At 38.2% G+C, this 17,621-nt stretch carries 19 protein-coding genes; 4 read left to right on the top strand and 15 right to left on the bottom strand.

Annotated elements, in window-relative coordinates:
* Positions 1–5: 5 nt before the first annotated feature.
* The 5 genes from uca to A7P55_RS15380 form a co-directional block, all read right to left on the bottom strand.
* Positions 6–3,611: an urea carboxylase gene (gene uca, locus A7P55_RS15400; protein ID WP_171552771.1), complete on the bottom strand. Its 3,606-nt coding sequence runs from the start codon at positions 3,609–3,611 to the stop codon at positions 6–8.
* Between the two features lie 19 nt (positions 3,612–3,630).
* Positions 3,631–5,454 carry an allophanate hydrolase gene (gene atzF / locus A7P55_RS15395; RefSeq protein ID WP_171552770.1) on the bottom strand — a complete coding sequence of 608 codons (1,824 nt, stop codon included), beginning with the start codon at positions 5,452–5,454 and terminating at the stop codon, positions 3,631–3,633.
* A 250-nt stretch (positions 5,455–5,704) separates the two neighbouring features.
* A complete protein-coding gene (locus tag A7P55_RS15390) occupies positions 5,705–6,061 on the bottom strand; it encodes a LysR family transcriptional regulator (protein WP_171552769.1) in 357 nt (118 codons plus the stop codon).
* 59 nt (positions 6,062–6,120) lie between these two features.
* Complete coding sequence (locus A7P55_RS15385) at positions 6,121–7,230, bottom strand: S-(hydroxymethyl)glutathione dehydrogenase/class III alcohol dehydrogenase (RefSeq protein WP_171553263.1); 1,110 nt, start codon at positions 7,228–7,230, stop codon at positions 6,121–6,123.
* Between the two features lie 20 nt (positions 7,231–7,250).
* Complete coding sequence (locus A7P55_RS15380; RefSeq protein ID WP_171552768.1) at positions 7,251–7,526, bottom strand: metal/formaldehyde-sensitive transcriptional repressor; 276 nt, start codon at positions 7,524–7,526, stop codon at positions 7,251–7,253.
* A gap of 296 nt (positions 7,527–7,822) precedes the next feature.
* Between A7P55_RS15380 and A7P55_RS15375 the strand changes: the two genes are divergently transcribed.
* Both A7P55_RS15375 and A7P55_RS15370 read left to right on the top strand, forming a co-directional pair.
* The gene (locus tag A7P55_RS15375; RefSeq protein ID WP_171552767.1) at positions 7,823–9,331 is read left to right on the top strand and encodes a phospholipase D family protein; all 1,509 of its coding nucleotides are present in this window, start codon (positions 7,823–7,825) and stop codon (positions 9,329–9,331) included.
* A 120-nt stretch (positions 9,332–9,451) separates the two neighbouring features.
* Positions 9,452–9,940: a pyridoxamine 5'-phosphate oxidase family protein gene (locus A7P55_RS15370; protein ID WP_171552766.1), complete on the top strand. Its 489-nt coding sequence runs from the start codon at positions 9,452–9,454 to the stop codon at positions 9,938–9,940.
* Here the strand turns inward: A7P55_RS15370 and A7P55_RS15365 are convergent.
* The 5 genes from A7P55_RS15365 to A7P55_RS15345 form a co-directional block, all read right to left on the bottom strand.
* A complete protein-coding gene (locus A7P55_RS15365; RefSeq protein ID WP_171552765.1) occupies positions 9,937–10,560 on the bottom strand; it encodes a class I SAM-dependent methyltransferase in 624 nt (207 codons plus the stop codon). The two genes, A7P55_RS15370 and A7P55_RS15365, sit on opposite strands and share 4 nt — an antisense overlap.
* A gap of 21 nt (positions 10,561–10,581) precedes the next feature.
* Positions 10,582–11,172 (bottom strand): uracil-DNA glycosylase family protein, encoded by a 591-nt coding sequence (locus A7P55_RS15360; protein ID WP_171552764.1) that lies wholly within the window; start codon positions 11,170–11,172, stop codon positions 10,582–10,584.
* A 248-nt stretch (positions 11,173–11,420) separates the two neighbouring features.
* Complete coding sequence (locus A7P55_RS15355; RefSeq protein ID WP_171552763.1) at positions 11,421–11,720, bottom strand: hypothetical protein; 300 nt, start codon at positions 11,718–11,720, stop codon at positions 11,421–11,423.
* 83 nt (positions 11,721–11,803) lie between these two features.
* Positions 11,804–12,568, bottom strand: coding sequence for a phage antirepressor KilAC domain-containing protein (locus tag A7P55_RS15350; protein WP_171553262.1), 765 nt, complete (start codon positions 12,566–12,568; stop codon positions 11,804–11,806).
* A 2-nt stretch (positions 12,569–12,570) separates the two neighbouring features.
* On the bottom strand, positions 12,571–12,729 hold the full coding sequence (locus A7P55_RS15345) for a toxin-antitoxin system HicB family antitoxin (protein ID WP_171552761.1): 159 nt from the start codon (positions 12,727–12,729) through the stop codon (positions 12,571–12,573).
* A gap of 112 nt (positions 12,730–12,841) precedes the next feature.
* On the opposite strand from A7P55_RS15345, the gene A7P55_RS15340 reads away from it, so the two are divergent.
* Positions 12,842–13,129 (top strand): Arc family DNA-binding protein, encoded by a 288-nt coding sequence (locus A7P55_RS15340; RefSeq protein ID WP_171552760.1) that lies wholly within the window; start codon positions 12,842–12,844, stop codon positions 13,127–13,129.
* Between the two features lie 171 nt (positions 13,130–13,300).
* Here A7P55_RS15340 and A7P55_RS15335 read toward each other — a convergent pair whose 3' ends face one another.
* Positions 13,301–14,194: a DUF6387 family protein gene (locus A7P55_RS15335; protein WP_289847051.1), complete on the bottom strand. Its 894-nt coding sequence runs from the start codon at positions 14,192–14,194 to the stop codon at positions 13,301–13,303.
* Positions 14,195–14,341: 147 nt separating this feature from the next.
* Here A7P55_RS15335 and A7P55_RS15330 point away from each other — a divergent pair, with 147 nt between their 5' ends.
* A complete protein-coding gene (locus tag A7P55_RS15330) occupies positions 14,342–14,848 on the top strand; it encodes a hypothetical protein (RefSeq protein WP_171552757.1) in 507 nt (168 codons plus the stop codon).
* A gap of 57 nt (positions 14,849–14,905) precedes the next feature.
* On the opposite strand, the gene A7P55_RS15325 is transcribed toward A7P55_RS15330, so the two are convergent.
* The 4 genes from A7P55_RS15325 to A7P55_RS15310 all read right to left on the bottom strand — a co-directional run bounded on the left by A7P55_RS15325 (position 14,906) and on the right by A7P55_RS15310 (position 17,437).
* On the bottom strand, positions 14,906–16,012 hold the full coding sequence (locus A7P55_RS15325) for a hypothetical protein (protein WP_171552755.1): 1,107 nt from the start codon (positions 16,010–16,012) through the stop codon (positions 14,906–14,908).
* 8 nt (positions 16,013–16,020) lie between these two features.
* Positions 16,021–16,359 (bottom strand): hypothetical protein, encoded by a 339-nt coding sequence (locus A7P55_RS15320; RefSeq protein ID WP_171552754.1) that lies wholly within the window; start codon positions 16,357–16,359, stop codon positions 16,021–16,023.
* 31 nt (positions 16,360–16,390) lie between these two features.
* On the bottom strand, positions 16,391–16,699 hold the full coding sequence (locus A7P55_RS15315) for a DUF4236 domain-containing protein (RefSeq protein ID WP_171552752.1): 309 nt from the start codon (positions 16,697–16,699) through the stop codon (positions 16,391–16,393).
* A gap of 147 nt (positions 16,700–16,846) precedes the next feature.
* Positions 16,847–17,437, bottom strand: a complete 591-nt coding sequence (locus A7P55_RS15310) for a hypothetical protein (protein ID WP_171552751.1) — start codon at positions 17,435–17,437, stop codon at positions 16,847–16,849.
* Between the last annotated feature and the right edge of the window lie 184 nt (positions 17,438–17,621).

The following is a 17,621-nucleotide window of genomic DNA, read 5'->3' as shown; positions in this document are numbered from 1 at the left end:
CAAGCTTATTCCATATAGACCAATGGTTCACCACTGTGTACGGTTTGACCTGCTCGGCAAATAATAGCTTTGACGATACCATCTTCTTCCGCATAGACAGGCAACTCCATTTTCATCGCTTCAATAATAGCAACAGTTTCACCTTTTTTAATCTCTTGGCCATGTTCTACAAAGATCTTCCAGATATTTCCAGTCATTGAAGCATTTAAAGAAGAAAGATGGCTGTAATCAACATGATTGGCTTGCTCAACATGTTGTTCAGGTTGTGTAGCAAATTCCTCTTTCCAGCGACTCACCTCAGTGCTAAAAGCTTGTTGTTGCTTGTCTTTAAATGCGGCAATACTTTCCGCTTCATTGTCCAAAAACTGCACATAGTCGGCATAGTCAAACTCAGTTTCTTCAATCTGAATTTGAGCACGACCATTTTCAAAATCTGCACGCCATTCATTCAATTCAGCTTCAGTCACAGGGAAGTATTTAATCTGGTCAAAGAATTGCAAGAACCATTGCTTATCACCAAATTGCTTGTTCTTTTTAAACTTGTTCCAGATCGGCAGCGTTCGCCCAATCAACTGATAACCACCGGGTGAATCCATGCCATAAATACACATGTACATCCCACCAATACCGACAGTGCCTTCCGCTGTAAAGGTACGAGCAGGATTGTACTTAGAACTGAGTAAGCGGTGACGTGGGTCAATCGGTACCGCACATGGTGCTGTCAAATAGACATCGCCCAAACCTAGCACTAAATAGTTGGCATCAAAAATAATATCTTTGACTTCATCACGATGTGCCAGTCCATTAATCCGTTGGATAAAATCAACATTATTCGGTAACCACGGTGCTTTGGCACAGACACTTTCCTGATAACGCTCTACGGCACCTAAAGTGGCACTATCCTCAAAAGCCATTGGTAAATGCACAATACGTGATGGAATTTTCAGTTGGCTTAAATCCCCCATTTGCTCTTCAAGTTTCAGTAATTGATGAATGAGCTCAGTTTGAGGAATTACCAGACCATCATATTTAATTTGTAATGAGCGTACACCCGGCGACAACTCCAAAACACCAGCAAGATTGGCATCACGAATCATTTGAATCAGTTGATGTACACGTAAACGTAGCGCCAAATCTAAAACGTTTTCACCATATTCGAGCAAGATATAGCTATCACCCGCTTGGCGATACAGCGTTTTTGGTGATAGATCAGTTGGTTCACGTTGAGCCAAAATAGTGCTAAACACGTCTTGAGCTGGTTCAATCGTTTCAACAACTTTAGCCGCATCTGCAAAATTCTGGATATTGTCGATTTGCTTCCGTTCTAACGCATTGGCTTGTTCCGCCGTAATTGGATAAAAACGGATTTTATCATCAGCTTTCAATTGCCCAACTTTCCACAGTTCTGCTTTGGCAATCGTGACTGGACAAACAAAGCCACCTAAACTAGGACCATCTTTTGCCAAAATCACTGGGAAATCACCGGTAAAGTTGATTGCGCCAATTGCATATTCACAGTCATGCACATTGGATGGGTGTAGGCCTGCTTCACCACCATTCTCTCTAGCCCAGCTTGGTGTCGGACCTGAAAGTCTGACGCCTAAACGGTTTGAGTTAAAGTGAACCGTCCACTCAGAGGCAAAGAACTCTTCGACATATTCAGGTTTAAAGAAATCAGGCGCACCGTGTGGTCCATACAACACGGCGATTTCCCACTCATTGCTATATTCAGGAATTAAATCTTTCGATAGCGCTTGTGGTGTATCGGTTGCCAGCGGCAATTCTGGACTGGCAAGTTCTGCATCAACCATTTTGATCATGTCGCCAACACGTAAAGTACGTCCTGCATGACCACCAAAATTGCCCAATGCAAAGGTTGAACGGCTACCCAAATATAATGGAACATCCAGTCCATCACGTACGGCTAAGTAAGTACGGCAGCCTGAAGCTACTTGACCAATTTTCAGGGTTTGGCCTGCTTTGACCTTAATCGGTTGCCAAAAAGCAATGCGTTGATCATCTAACAAAGCAGTACAACTTGCACCTGTGAGTGCAATGGTAGTATCGGCATGAAACTTTAAGCTTGGCCCCACTAAAGTAAACTCAAAACCCGCTGCTTTAGCATCATTTCCAACAATTCGATTGGCCAATTGGAAGGCATAATCATCCATTGGACCCGAAGGCGGTACACCGATATCCCAATAGCCAGTACGTCCTGGATAGTCTTGAATTGAACTCAAGGTACCTGCTTGTACTACCTCAATCACTTTTGGTGAATAGCTGAAATCGTCAAGCATCCGAGTCCAAATTTGCATAGACTCAAAACGTTGGTCTGAGACAATGGCGCGGGCATAATCCAGGTTGGTGCTGATACCATTTAAACGCGTTTCCGCTAAAACCACTTTTAATTTTTCAATCGCAGTCGCTCGATCGTCAGCATGCACAATAATCTTGGCAATCATTGGATCAAAATACTGAGAAATTTCGGTGCCTGTTTTCACCCAAGTATCGACGCGAATACCTTCGGGAAAAGAGACTTCAGTGAGCACACCTGGGCTTGGTTGAAAATTTTTAACTGGGTCTTCTGCATAAACTCGGACTTCAATCGCAGCACCTTGCGGTTGGATATTACTGAGATAGTCCCAATCCAAGGCATCACCTGCCGCGACTTTGAGCATACACTCGATTAAGTCGAGACCTGTCACCATTTCCGTCACAGGATGCTCTACCTGTAAACGCGTATTCACCTCAAGGAAATAAAACTCATCTCTTTGCGCATCATAAATAAACTCAACCGTTCCTGCACTGCGATAATTCACAGAGCGCCCTAGTTCAACTGCCGCTTGATGTAGCTTTTTACGGGTTGCTTCAGGTAAGTTCGCCGCTGGCGTTTCTTCAACCACTTTTTGGTTTCGGCGTTGCAATGAACAATCACGCTCACCAAACGCGACCACTTGACCTTGACCATCACCAAAAATCTGTACTTCGACATGACGTGCTTTATCAATAAAGCATTCAATAAAGACCCCTGCATCTTTAAAGAACTGCTCACCGAGGCGTTTCACACTTTCATAGGCATCTGCCAGTGCTTGTGCGGTGTCACAACGGGTAAGGCCAATACCACCACCACCTGCGGTGCTTTTTAGCATGATTGGATAACCAATACGCTCAGCTGCAGCCAATGCTTCTTCTAGACTGTCCAGCAAGCCTGTGCCGGGTGTCATTGGAACATGAGCTGCTGCTGCGAGTTCACGTGCACGGTGCTTTAGACCAAATTCCAGAATCTGCTCTGCTGTTGGCCCCATAAAGGCAATATTATTTTCTTCACACGCACGGGAGAAATCGGCACTCTCAGACAGAAAACCATAGCCTGGAAAAATTGCTTCTGCCCCAGTCTGTTTAGCTGCTTGAATCAGTTTTTCGATACTCAAATACGTATCAGCTGGCTTTAAACCTTCCAGTGCTATTGCAATATCTGCATCCTGTACATGCTGAGCATAACGGTCGCTGTCCGAATAAACCGCGACACTGGTAATGCCTAATTTTTTCAGTGTTCGAATTGCTCTAACAGCAATTTCACCACGGTTTGCAATAAGTACGGTCTTAAACATGATGATGTCCCCCTAAAAATTAATTGGCTGCTTTGGCTGTTTGATTACGATGCTGGATATAGGCTCTCCAGCCGCCAAAATGGCTAATATTCTCCGCATCGCCTAAACCATAAGGTTCGCAAATAAAGCCTTTAACCCAGCGACCATCTTCCAATTCGACATTGCCCATGCCCAACGGCGTTGGGATTTCTGCTACGAACTCACCAAAGCGTGCTGTAGGCACATCCCAAAGCTCGACAATGATGCTTTGCCCTTCTTGCTGACGTGCCAAGCCAGGTTTTGGGGGAACTGTGCCATTCAAGGCATACAGCGCATAATCCTGAGAGGTTTTGGTGGTTTCGACATGCACTGCGCCACGCGTAGTGAGCTGAAAATTCAATGGCATGCCTGTTAAGTGTGCCCCGACAACCGCGACACGGATATGATGAGGAGATAGCAAAGTTGGTGCACTTATCGATGATGTTTTATCTAAAGCTCCGAGTTTTAGTGCTAAATAGTTCTGCCATGCTTTACCAAAATGTACCAAGGCTGCATCATGCCAAGCAGGTGCAATTAAGGTGATACCAAAAGGTAAGTTGTCAGCTCTAAAGCCTGCAGGTAATGCCAAGGCACTTAAATCTGCGAGATTAGTGAAATTGGTATACGTTCCGAAGTGTGCGTTATACTCAATCGGGTGCTGTTGCATTTGCTCAATGGTATAAATCGTCGGTGAAGTTGGCACGATCAAGGCATCAAATTCAGCTAGGCTGTCTTGAATTTTTCGGGTTAAATCCTGTTTTAAATATTCAGCATTGTAGGCATCGACAGCAGAATATTTTTCACCTTGTTGAATAATTTCTAGTACAGTCGGATCAAAATCATCAGCATTGCTTTTGAGTAGATCAGCCGCCGCAGCGGTACGCTCCGCAACCCAAGAGCCTTGATAAAGTTGTGCTGCAAGTTGCTCGAATGCAGAAAAATCAATCGGTGTAATTTCAGCATTTAAGCTTTCCAGTAATTGGATGGTGTGTTGAAACGCTTTTTCAGCCAATTCATCACCAAAGAAGTTCAATTTATTCGGAATAGCAAATTTCAATTTGCTGGAAAAGCGTGCAGGTACGTTTTTAGGATGCTGACGTGAATAGCTATCTAAAGCATCATAAGCTTCGACTTGAGTGGCAACCAACTCAGCGTCAGTCACTGTGAGAGCGAAGATAGAAATACAATCGATACTTTTTACTGCGGGTAATAGCCCACGATTGGAAAAACGTCCTTTGGTTGGTTTTAATCCCACAATATTATTGAAAGCGGCTGGAACACGCCCCGATCCTGCGGTATCAGTTCCGAGAGAAAATGGGACTAAGCCACGTGCCACTACACTGGCTGAACCCGAACTTGAACCACCACTGACATATTCAGGTTTAAAACTATTCGGTACTGCTCCAAATGGTGAACGTGTGCCAACCAAACCTGTGGCAAACTGATCAAGATTGGTTTTGCCAAGTACAATCGCGCCCGCTTGTTTAAGTAAACGAACCGTTTCAGCATCTTGTGCTGCAACACTATTCAGTGCCTTACATGCCGCTGTGGTGACAAAACCAGCCACATCAATATTGTCTTTGACTGCAAACGGCACACCATATAACGGAAATTGTTTTTGCAGGTTGTCGGTATTTTGAGTCAGTAGCTTTAAAGATTGGATCTGTTGTTCAAGCAAATCTGTACTGGCCAGCGAAATCCATGCAACATCGTTTGGATCAATCGCTGCAACCAGTTCTTTTAAAATATCCAGCTGAATCTCTTGTTTTGAATACGCTGTTTGCCACTCAGAAATTGTCCAGCCTAAAGTTTTTATTTCGCTCACTTTATGAATCCTATCTTGTATACAAGTTTGAATAGATAGAAGCAGAAAGCGTGCCAATAATACATTTAATATATAAATCAATAGCTTAATAAAAATAATAAAGTATAAGGCCGTTTGAATGGTTTATTTATAGTGCTAAAAAGATTCGACAAAAATACGTATGTGCTATAACTCAGCAAATTTTTATTGAGAGAGAAAGGATCAAAGCAAATGTGATGAAATACTGTTTAAGTTATTTATATTTATAAAGTTATTTATTTACTTTTAGATAGTTGGCTAGATCTTCAAACTCAGTTGTCACTGCCTGAATTGCTTGCCGTTCCATCGCTCTAAATTTCTTGAGCACCACTTGCCCCAATTCGGTTAGCATTGCACCACCACCATGCGTTCCGCCTGTCTGGGTGTCAACCAAATTAGAATGAAAGCATTGGTTCATGGTATCCACCAGTTGCCATGCACGGCGATAACTCATCTCCATAGACTTTGCTGCTTGGGAAATTGATCCTGTACGATGGATCGCTTCAAGTAGCTCAGCTTTACCTGGACCAAAAGCAATCTGCTCATTAGATAAGATTCGCACATGTAGCTTTAATTGTGCTTTTGACATTTTTTATTACTCAAGATTTGATGATGTATTTCACATCATCAAATCCTATCATTTTTAAATTAGAAATGAATCACGGTACGTATCGACTTACCTTCATGCATTAGGTCAAAGGCATGATTAATATCGTCCAATGGCATAGTATGTGTTACGAATGGTTCAAGTTGGATTTCACCTTTCATGGCATCTTCTACCATTTTAGGCAGTTGTGTACGTCCTTTTACCCCACCAAAGGCAGTTCCCATCCATTTGCGTCCTGTCACCAACTGGAATGGACGCGTTGAGATTTCCTGACCTGCACCTGCAACCCCAATAATCACGGATTGTCCCCAACCACGGTGTGCACATTCCAGCGCCGAACGCATGACATTGGTATTGCCAATACATTCAAAAGAATGGTCAACGCCCCAACCTGTCATTTCAACAATCACTTGTTGAATCGGCTGCTTATACTCTTTTGGATTTAAGAAATCAGTCGCACCGAACTGCTTCGCCAACTCAAATTTATCGGGATTAGTATCAATGACAATAATACGTCCTGCTTTGGCTTGACGAGCGCCTTGTACCACAGCAAGACCAATCCCACCAAGACCAAACACAGCAACGCTATCGCCTTCTTGCACCTTCGCCGTATTGTGTACTGCACCAATCCCAGTGGTCACACCGCAACCCAATAAACAGACTTGTTCATGATTGGCTTCAGGATTGATTTTCGCCAAAGATACTTCTGCAACCACGGTATATTCACTAAAAGTTGAACACCCCATATAGTGATAAATCGGTTGACCATTATAAGAGAAACGTGTTGTACCATCTGGCATCACGCCTTTGCCTTGTGTGGCACGAACTGCCACACATAAATTGGTTTTGCCAGATTTACAGAATAAACATTCCTTACATTCAGCGGTATACAGTGGAATAACATGGTCACCAACAGCAACACTGGTCACCCCCTCACCGACTTGCACCACAACCCCTGCACCTTCATGACCCAACACTGCTGGGAAAACACCTTCAGGATCATCACCCGATAAAGTGAAGGCATCGGTATGACACACACCTGTATGGGTAATTTTAATCAGGACTTCACCCGCTTTAGGTGGTTCAACATCAAGCTCTACGATTTGTAATGGTTCGCCTGCGGCAAAAGCAACGGCTGCACGAGATTTAATCACAATGATACTCCTGAATTTTACTTTAAATAAGATTTAAGAATTTTACTGACTTGAATGAGCTCTTGACTGCGTTGCAACTCAGACGACTCACCGACAACTAAGGTATCTTTAAGGTGAATTTCGAGAAGCTCCGTCATTAAACCATTTAATGCACCACGAACTGCACAGATTTGCTGCAAAATATCAGCACATTCAGTGTCGTTTTCCAAAGCCCGTTCCACACTCTGAACTTGACCTTGGATTCGTCTTACACGTATGAGAATCTTTTTTTTATCCTCTAATTGTTTAGGCATAATGTCGACCACATTAAATCTAAAAATATACTATACACCAGTATAGTAATTTTGCTCAATATTTATTGATCTAGATTCTATTAAGCTGTACTCATTGGAACTTGTTTACATAGAAAATTAAATTATCAAAATGATAACTTATTGATTATATTTACAATTACATTTCAACCTTGGAACGAAATAGAATTTAGATATATAAGAAAATCAATCACCTACTCATTACTGCTGGATCCACACGCTTGATCAATAAAATGATAAAAAATTCATACCATTTTAAGATAACGACACTTGTTATCATGTTAGGAATTGGTGGTTGTTCTTTGCCGCCCAATCAGAACCATGATCGGAGTAACTCCTTGCATACGAAAACAAAATGGATGAATGATCCACAAGCCGATCTTAATATTGAAAAAGGTTTAACTGCTTTTTTAGCTTTGGATGATGCTTTCTTAAGTATTGCCTCTCGTATTCATTTAATTCGAAATGCCAAGCATCAACTTGATTTACAATATTATATTTGGAATGACGATGCCATAGGCAACATGATGTTGCATGAGCTGTTAAAAGCAGCTGATCGCGGGGTAAAAGTCCGCCTATTGATTGATGATCAGAATGGCATAAAACTGGATAAAACCCTAAAAGCCCTCGCCCAGCATCCAAATTTTGAAATCCGTATTTTCAATCCATATAAGTTTAGACATTTACGCGTTATTGATTATGTATTTAGACTCAAACAAATTAATCATCGTATGCATAACAAACTTACTATTGCCGATCATTCGATTGCAGTAACAGGTGGCCGCAATATCAGCAGTGAATATTTTGAAGCCAGTGACCAGTTTCAGTTTAGCGACATGGACATTTTATTCTACGGAAAAGCCGTCGATCGAGCGAAGCAGGTTTTCGATGAGTTTTGGGCTGATAAACTCAGCTATTCAACTGAGCAGTTAATTGGCTCTGGCACACCTCAACAACTGGAAAGTTTAAGACATAGTTATAAAGCTTTAGATCAGGTTGATACACCCACCGAAGATAAACTTGAAGCTGCACAAGATTATTTAAAATTACGCCTACAAAACTACCCCATCCAATGGGCAAAGGCGCATTTTGTCGCTGATCATCCCAATAAAGCCTTAGGACAAGCCAAAGATCAGGAACTTTTATATGCTCAAGTTCTGGAAATTATGGGTAAACCTGAACAACATATGGAGTTGGTATCCGCCTATTTTGTTCCCACCAAGCGAGGCACAGCGTATTTAAACCAACTTTCTAAAGACGGTATTAAGGTTCGTGTACTGACCAATAGTTTGGTGGCCAATGACGTTGCTGTAGTGCATTCTTTTTATAGTCAATACCGAAAACCACTTTTACAAAGTGGTGTACAGCTATATGAATTTAAACCCAATATTGAACGCAAAAAACGGACTTGGTATGAAATTGCCACAGGTAGTGTGATTCCGGTTAAAGGTAAAAATCGTTCAAGTCTGCATGCTAAATTCTTTGATGTGGATGGAAAAGTTTTTATTGGTTCATTTAACTTCGACCCCCGCTCCGCGCATTTAAATACGGAAGTTGGCTTAGTAGTTGAATCTGATCATTTACAAGACCAAATTACTACCATGCTTGATCAGCATTTATTACAAGTGGCTTATCAGCTTAAATTAGATCAAGACGGTAATATTGTTTGGTATGAACATAAGGAAAATGGTGAAGTGGTTGAGCATCATCATGACCCTGAAAGTACCAAATTCCAGCGTTTTACCATGCACTTTGTGTCTTATTTTCCGGTTGAATGGATGATGTAAATCATCCATTCAATAAGATGTAATTTGCTGAATTGACATCTTTTTTTATGATAAAGAGCGATTCTCTTTTAACTGTCCTATGCTAAGTTATTCTTCTAAATAATAAAAAAGGATAAGCATATGATTTCAGAAAAAGATTGGAAGAATATTCAGCAGATATTTGCTGCTGCACAAAAGTCATCTTTGCATGCGTCTATTGCAACAGTAGACCCTTCAGGGCAGCCTACCATCACCCCTATAGGCACAATCTTTTTAAACGATAACCAGACTGCTTATTTCTTTGATACATACACAGAAAAGTTAAGTGAGAACCTTATTCAAAACACCAAAGCTTGTATTCAAGCGATTAATACCAATAGGTGGTTTTGGTTAAAATCCCTCATTAAAGGTCATTTTGATCATCATTTTGGCGTACGCTTATATGTCGAAATTGGTGATTTACGTCCAGCCACGGAACAAGAAAAGCGTGCAGTTGATCAGCGGACTAAACCGCTACAATGGACAAAAGGCAGTCAATTAATTTGGTCTGAATTTACTCACGTCAGAGAATTCAAAATCAATACGTTTAGATGGGTTAAATATCCTCGGATGATGGCGCATTTAACTTAATCTAAAGTCATTTCAAACAAACACAGCCCTTCGATCTCTAACGGCATCTTGATCTGTGTAAAAGATGCCTGTTCAAGTGCATCCAAATGCTCTTGGTTGGTCATATAAAGCTGATCATTTTGCATTGCATGTGCTGCACACAAATGATCACACACTAAATAATAGCCTTGGGGTTTTAATAAGGTTTTTACAGCTTTATGGAAATCGGTTGCATAGCATTTATGTCGAAGCTCATGTAATGCTTGGTGGATAATAATAAAATCATACTTCTGAGAGAATGCATTTTGCCAATCAGCGGCTTTAAAGCTTCCAACAATATAGGTAGCACGCGCTTTTTCAGCGGTATTGAGTTTTTCTTGTGCCAGCTGATGCATCGCTTCTGAAAAATCAAAAGCGGTATACTCAATGTTCGTAAGTTGCGAGAGCAAATGTTGAGCTAAAAAACCTGGTCCAGAACCAAGTTCCAATACATGACATTGCCCAGAAACCTGCTGTCGAATGAGATTGGCATAATATTCAAAGAAATCCTTGCGCCACGGCCTTTTCATATTCGCCGTTTCTTGCCATTCCAAAGCATCAGCGAAATTTCTTAAATCAATTGGGCTTGCAACATCCTGCATTTATTTCCCCTTCATTTATATTTATACCAAGCCAATTTGTTCAAAAAATTGCTTGTAGGCTTCAGCTTTCTTTTCCAGCGCTAAAGGATAGGCTCTCGATGATGACGGTAGTCGGTATAAATTCAGCTCTTGATCAGCAAAATTTACCTGTACTGATTGTCCAATCATAGGCTTAATGGCTTGCTCTGGAAAATGTAGCATCAGCGTATCTGTTGCTTTATCACCTGTGGTCATGATGGTATGGCACAATGGAATTTGTTCAAGTAATTTAGATAAATCTGTAGGCGTGACAATTTCTAAAAATTTATCAGAAGCATTACCTTGCAAACGTTTCACTTGATAGGCTGTGTCAAAGATTCCCACACCAATTTGAGTTAAGAATTCACGGATCAGTTGCTCTTTAAAGTTTTTATTGGGTAAATCTAAAAAATGATCTTTATCTTTAAAAAAGATCAGACCAAAGATCCGCCACATGTCATTTTGATAGTTAGGATAGTAAAAATCCATCTTCCAACGGCTTTGTGGCGGTGGAAAACTGCCCAGCATTAATAGCTTCGTACTGGAAGGTAAAAACGGTTGTAATGTATGTGTTTCTATTTCAATATCAGTCATTTATATAAAGAGCCAAATTTTAAATTGAGCGAAAAGTTTTGTTTATTTTATAGAATATTCCAGTGTTTTGCTTGAGTCTTTTTTGGTTAAAATTTCACCTTCACAAAATTTTCACAAAATATTCGCAATATCTTTTTTTTCTTTGAGCTTTGAGTTTGCAAATCTGACAAAAGCTAATTGATAGAAATAGCTGCTCCAAAGGCGTAAAAAAACCGCTTAAATAAGCGGTTTCAGTAAAAGTCATCAAGTTAAGAAGCCTTCTCTTCATCTAAGCTTTTATAGGAGTCCTCCTGCTCTTTACTGAAAGTCATGGAATCTTGAATCATGCTTTCAGTGATTCGAAAAAGCCTAATCATTTCTTTAAATACGGATTCAGGTACGTTGTAGACCTTGGCCAGATATTCAATGGTTCGCTCTTGCTTATACTGGATTGCATCCAGCATTGCTGCAATATCGGCGACTTGTTCATATGCCAGTGCAAAGCCTTCAGCAACATCACCTGCATCATAGACTTGATTTTGAGCTACTAACTGCGTCATACTGTTCATGTAGTTTATTGCTCCATGCGATGACAACACTAAGCCCTTTGTTTTCCGCCAAGAAATTCGCAAGGGCTTTTTTATTGCCTGAATTATGCATTGTGGTTTCCTAATAGCTTTGAAAGCTTGGTTAATCCTTTTGGTGTCACTCTCACCTGCTCTGTGATCTTTTCTGAGCCATCAGGACGAGTAATCACTTCGGTTTTATGTTCCAGATAATCTGCCTGTAGCTTATCGCTATAACCATGCCATGCGGCATTACCAGGGCGTTTGTAAATCCAGCCATTTAACTGGAGCCATTTGATTAGGTCACTTTGACGCATTTGTAAGTTATTTGCTGTGTCACGCAGGCAAAAGCTCCCATCCGCTTTAGCAATACGATCAAAGGCCTTAACAGTTGGCTGCATCACTTCTACTTGCTGTTCAAGCTCAATGACTTTTTCGGAATACGTGAGTAAGGCACTCCGTAAAGCATGCGGATCAGCAAAAAGCTTTGCAGGGTCTATCGGTTGAATTTGCCCTGTAGCTACAGCATCGAAAGTACGAATAACCTTTAAATTAAATGCCGCACTAATCCACATTGCATATGAATAAACCAATTCTTTTACTACATACGTCCCCTGCTCTAATCCACCACGAACTACACTAATTGGTTGATTTTGTTCCGATAGCGGATTTCCGCTATCGATCAATTCCTGTACAAGGTCTTGAGTCTGTCTATTTTCTAGAAAATATCGAGGTTGGTTTTTCTGCTCCCCGCCACTTGCGTGATGTAAATCATTTAGACAGAAACGACCTTGTGCATCGTTCCTAATTTTTATTCCATCAACTGCTATTGTGATAGGTCTTAATTTCATATTCATATTTTGAACTCTTTAGTTTGGTTAACCATTAACTCAACTGCTTTATTGATTAGATAATTCATTGAGCGTTCTTCTTGCTGAGATTTTTCTTTCAGCTTTTTATGTAATTCACCTTTTAGGCGAAACTTTACATACATAAATTCTTTTGGTTTCATACTTTCTCCACTATCCCCATTTTGGGGTGTTAAATTAATGTACCCATTTTGGGGTTATTGGTCAATCCCCAAAATGGGGTTAACATAAATTTTATTTTTAAAGCCTTTTGCTATGACTGAAGATGACAACAAAGTTGTGACCATGAAAGTACGTGTAACTCCTGAATTTAGAGAGAAACTTGTTACAACGGCAAAGGGAAATAACCGTTCCATGAATGCAGAGATTGTTGATAGGCTCGAAAAAAGTTTTGAAAATAACCAGTCTAGTTATATCGAAGCTTTTACAGCTTCGGGTGTAAAAATCCTTAGCCATGTCATGACATCGCTTAAAGAAAGTGGATTGAGCGATGATCAGATCAAAGAAATTTTTAGTGGCTTCAAACTTAATAAAAATGAATGAAACTGAATCAGCTCCATTTTTGGATAAATAATTTGAGTCCATAAAAAGCCTCATCGTGTTATTTCGATGAGGCTAGTATGGAATTGTTTTTAAATGCTTTGAAGGATATGAAATAGAACTTTAGCTTCCGAAACAGTCAATCTCCAAAATTTTCCGGAAAGTTTTCTATCATTATTTTTCCATTTTTCTAACATCTTCATAAGCTAAATAACTTAAAGCATCAGTAATACTCAGATTGGTAACATTATCAGCCCCATCAAACACAGTTTCTTCTAATATCCTTTTTCTAATAGGCTCTACACTCTTTCTTAAAGTATCCTCACCATACTCTCCTTTTTGATATAAAACTGAACAGATTACCGCATTCGTTATCTTAATATTTTCTGCAAGTTCAAGAATTTTTAAATCCATATATGGTAATAATTTGTATGATGCCCAATTCAACAAATCCTTCTTTGATAAAGACTTATTTATATCATTAAATCCAAGCTTCCCCCTAATAACAACCAATATTTTTTTAAATTCTTCTAAAATAACGTGATCAGGATAATAAGGATTTATTGTAATTGGATAATCATATTGACTGACATTGAATCCAAAATGAGAATTCAATAGATCTATTATTGGGTAAGTTGGTTTATCATCTCCTAAAGACTTTAATTTTACTCCGCTATGTTTAAGCATTCTTTGTATACTTTGAAACTCATCTTCATATAATTCATTAACGGGTAAATGCTTACTCATAAAACTGTAATGATCTGAACTAGATATTTCTATATTTATTTTTTCATTATTAGACTTTGTATAATCAACAAAAAGATCTAAACTTAATGGATTAGTTAAATGAGATGATATAGCTAGAGACATTACTTCTTGTTCTTCTACATCTGTTAATTTATCTGAACCAATAAAAAAAGATAAGCCATCTTCTAACAAGATATGTAATAAGAATCTAGATTGTATTAGGAAAAACCACTCAAAAGCAGATAATTTGTCCATGTCAGCATACTTAGTTATGTCGAATATAGGTGGTAAATTATCTGTAGTCTTTATCAGCTTTCTCAAAATTGCCCAGCTCAAGGTTTAGTGTAAATTTAAACTATACCTCAACTTGGGGGTGTTGTGGGGTATGAGAGAAAAGAAAAATTACCATCCTAGTCTTTTGAATGTACTAAATTTATAAGTCCACTTAACAACATCTAAGGAAAGAAGATGGCTCTTATAAACTGTATAGAATGCGGAAAGAAATTTAGTAATCTAGCTGTTGCCTGTCCTAAATGTGCAGCTCCAACAACCTACTCAACTAGTGTTTTGGATTTAAATGATGGTGATGCTGGACAACCACAAAATGAAATTTCTAAACTAAAAAGTAAGCACTCAGCTTTTGATTTATTAGAAGCTGATACTTGTAACAGGATAATGGACTATTACTGGAGTTTGCATCGTGAGATTGAACGGTTAGGGGGAAAACTTCCTGAATACCCCAAGTTTGATGAAGAAGAAATTACAAGGGCTGTAATTTCTAGAATCGTACACTTTAAAAGAATGTTTCTAACTATTAGTCCTGTCGATGGAAAACCTCATATCCAGTTTGTTCCTAGTAACTCTTGGATTATCAACAATGACAATATTGCAAAAATTATTGGTGATTGTGAGGGACCAAAGAAAAACCTTTTACCTGATATTATTCAGGCAGCTGTGAGTCGATTGGCTAAGTAACGTACTTATCTTAAAAAAAGCACCTTAAGGTGCTTTTTTATAATTCTTCACTTCAAATTAGTCTTTTAATAATCTATTTTTTATTTCTTTTATTTCCTCTAGAATACTGCGGCTTAACTCTCTAAATTCGTGCAAATCAAATGCGATACTTTCATTTTTAGTAGAATTAAAATAAGAAATCCAATCATTAATAGATTCGACTGGTATTTCACTTGATTTAACATCGAGTATATCAGAAGAAATTAAGGTGGCTGCCGTTGATAGCCTTTGTTTCAATATATTAAGTTGATGCTTATACAGTTCAAAACCATTTAAATCAGATTCACAATATACATATTTAAATCGACTAACAACAAAATCATTGTAATATTTTAAAGCAGAGCTTCTATTTTTAACCATAATTTCAATACAATTTAAATTAATCTCATAATTACTCTGTATGATTTCTGTTAAATAATTATTGCTAAAAAAAATACCTCTATACTCTGAATTACCAAGATAAAAATTATGATAATTCCTATTTCTTGAAAATTTAAAAACCTTATAATCCCAACTAACTTTCACATAATTATATAGCACGACGAAGCCATCTTCAATATTAACCAAATTTTCTTCTAAATCAGTTAACACCTTATACTTTTCACGATCTCTAAATTCGACTTTCCAATTACTAAATACCCATATTGCAACAATTGGTGCAATAAGGTAAGTTGCCCAAATAAATATATTAATTATATTAGCCGTGCTATCTTCATCCCACTTCCCTCCAGTAAAAGTATAAAATGAAAAGCCAATCAGACAGATAGAAATATAAACACACAACATCATTAAAATCATTTTATATTTATTTATACTATCTTGATCTTTACTTTTAAAATATTCTTTTAATTTTAAATCTATCTCTTTTGCAATATCCATATTTTTTCTAATTTTAACCCAAACTATTAAGAAAAATAAAATCCAAAGCTTATAAAAAGTATTAGCTTCAATTAAAATTTTAAAAAATATTTTTGATATATAAAAAATTATCAGTACCGAATAGCCTCCCACCAGCAAAAAAAGCCCTAAAACCATTATAAGAATAAATACATTAACGACAAAACCAACAATGTGTTTAATGCAATTACTTTTATCTAAAGCCAGTAATTTATATATATATTTCATAAAAATAATTATTTGCGCTTACATAAAAAATTAGCTAGATCGCTTTTACTTGAGCCTTGCACCAACTCAAACCATTTAGTTGGATTTGGTTTGATCGCTTTAACCGAAGTTTCGCTTCCACCGATTTCCCGCATTTTCATAGTAGAGCAATTTGTTTCAGTCTTAGTGTAGTAAGTGTCATATACACCTACACGCTTATGAATCGCAGTAATGACATTTCCATTCCGCTTAAACTCAAGCAAATAGTATTTTCCTTTGTCACCACTAACACTTCTTGGAATTAAGGTTTCTGCAACTGCTGAACCTGATATGAATGCAATGATGAATAACACGATTATTTTTTTCATGAGAATCTCAAAATCTACTAAGTGATCTGTATCAGCTGAAAACTATAAATAAAATGAAAAGAACAACAAAACAAATGATCACTAGATTGACAGCGCTGAAGCTTGTTTTCTCTTGTGATGATTGCTGACTTCCCGTGTTAGCGGCTTTCTTATTCCTTGGTGTATAACTTGAATAAGACAAACCACTGCCCGGTATACCAACTGTAGTTTTAGTTCCCTTCTTCCCCACGTTAACTCGTGTGCCATTCTTACCCACTGAAACACTACTAATGCCTTTTTTAGTAATGTTCAATTTAACCCCAGGCATGATCTTGACGCTTTTTCTGAAATTAAAACCCATAACCTCACCTAACAGCTACAAATTTTCTAGAATCACTAATGGATTCATATCCTTGAATATTAGTTACAAAAGTTAACACTTTATGATTGATAAATCCAGACTTTAAGCAGAATATTCTGTCTAGTGTAGTGTTATTGCTATGTTGATTTACCGATCTTCAATTAATCTGCGTAAATCAAAAACAGTCAGAACTCCATAAATTGCAAACAGTACTAAAAAATTAACAATCAAAAATAACGCCCCACATACATATAAAGCTACGTATGAGTCCATATGGAATACCCGAACAAAAGCATCAATGACTCCTTGATAAAATAGAATAAACAAAATGGCTATACCAGAGATAAAAACCAAACTTGAAATTGAGTTTGTTTTCTCAGCTCTATATTTCTTTTCTTCAATTTTTATAAGCTCTATTTTTCCTGAACTGTCATACTCTTTCACAATCGATTCATCCCAGAACGCAACAATTGGAACAATCACTTCAAAGTTACGAAACTTCTTATGGCGATAGTAGTACTCAACAAGCTCATAATCTACAAGACGGCTTCCACACACGATTTGGGCCAAACTGTTTCTTATCACTCTTTTTTCTTGCTCATCTAGATCATTATTATTTTCTAGCTTTTTGACCTCTTCAAAGAAAGTTAATCGACGCTTTAAACGCTCTTCTGCTTTTATAAACTTATCTTTGCGATTGAGATAAAGTTCAAAGGCCTTCCACAAATGTTCTATCAATTTTTCCCCCATTCACTTAAAAATTATTGATTATTGCTAAATAGCTGATTTGTCAACCAACTTTTATTGCTAAATTTAAATTTTGTCAACTAAATAAGAAAATAGAATGCTCTACCCGTGTTTATGCTGCGGCTACTTAACCAGAGACGAACCAACTAATAAAAATTGTGGTGATGCCAATGAT

Source organism: Acinetobacter sp. Ac_5812, from assembly GCF_013072695.1.
Taxonomy (GTDB): Bacteria; Pseudomonadota; Gammaproteobacteria; order Pseudomonadales; family Moraxellaceae; genus Acinetobacter.
The sequence above is the reverse complement of the archived record's forward strand: the minus strand, read 5'-3'. Positions and strand labels throughout refer to the sequence as shown.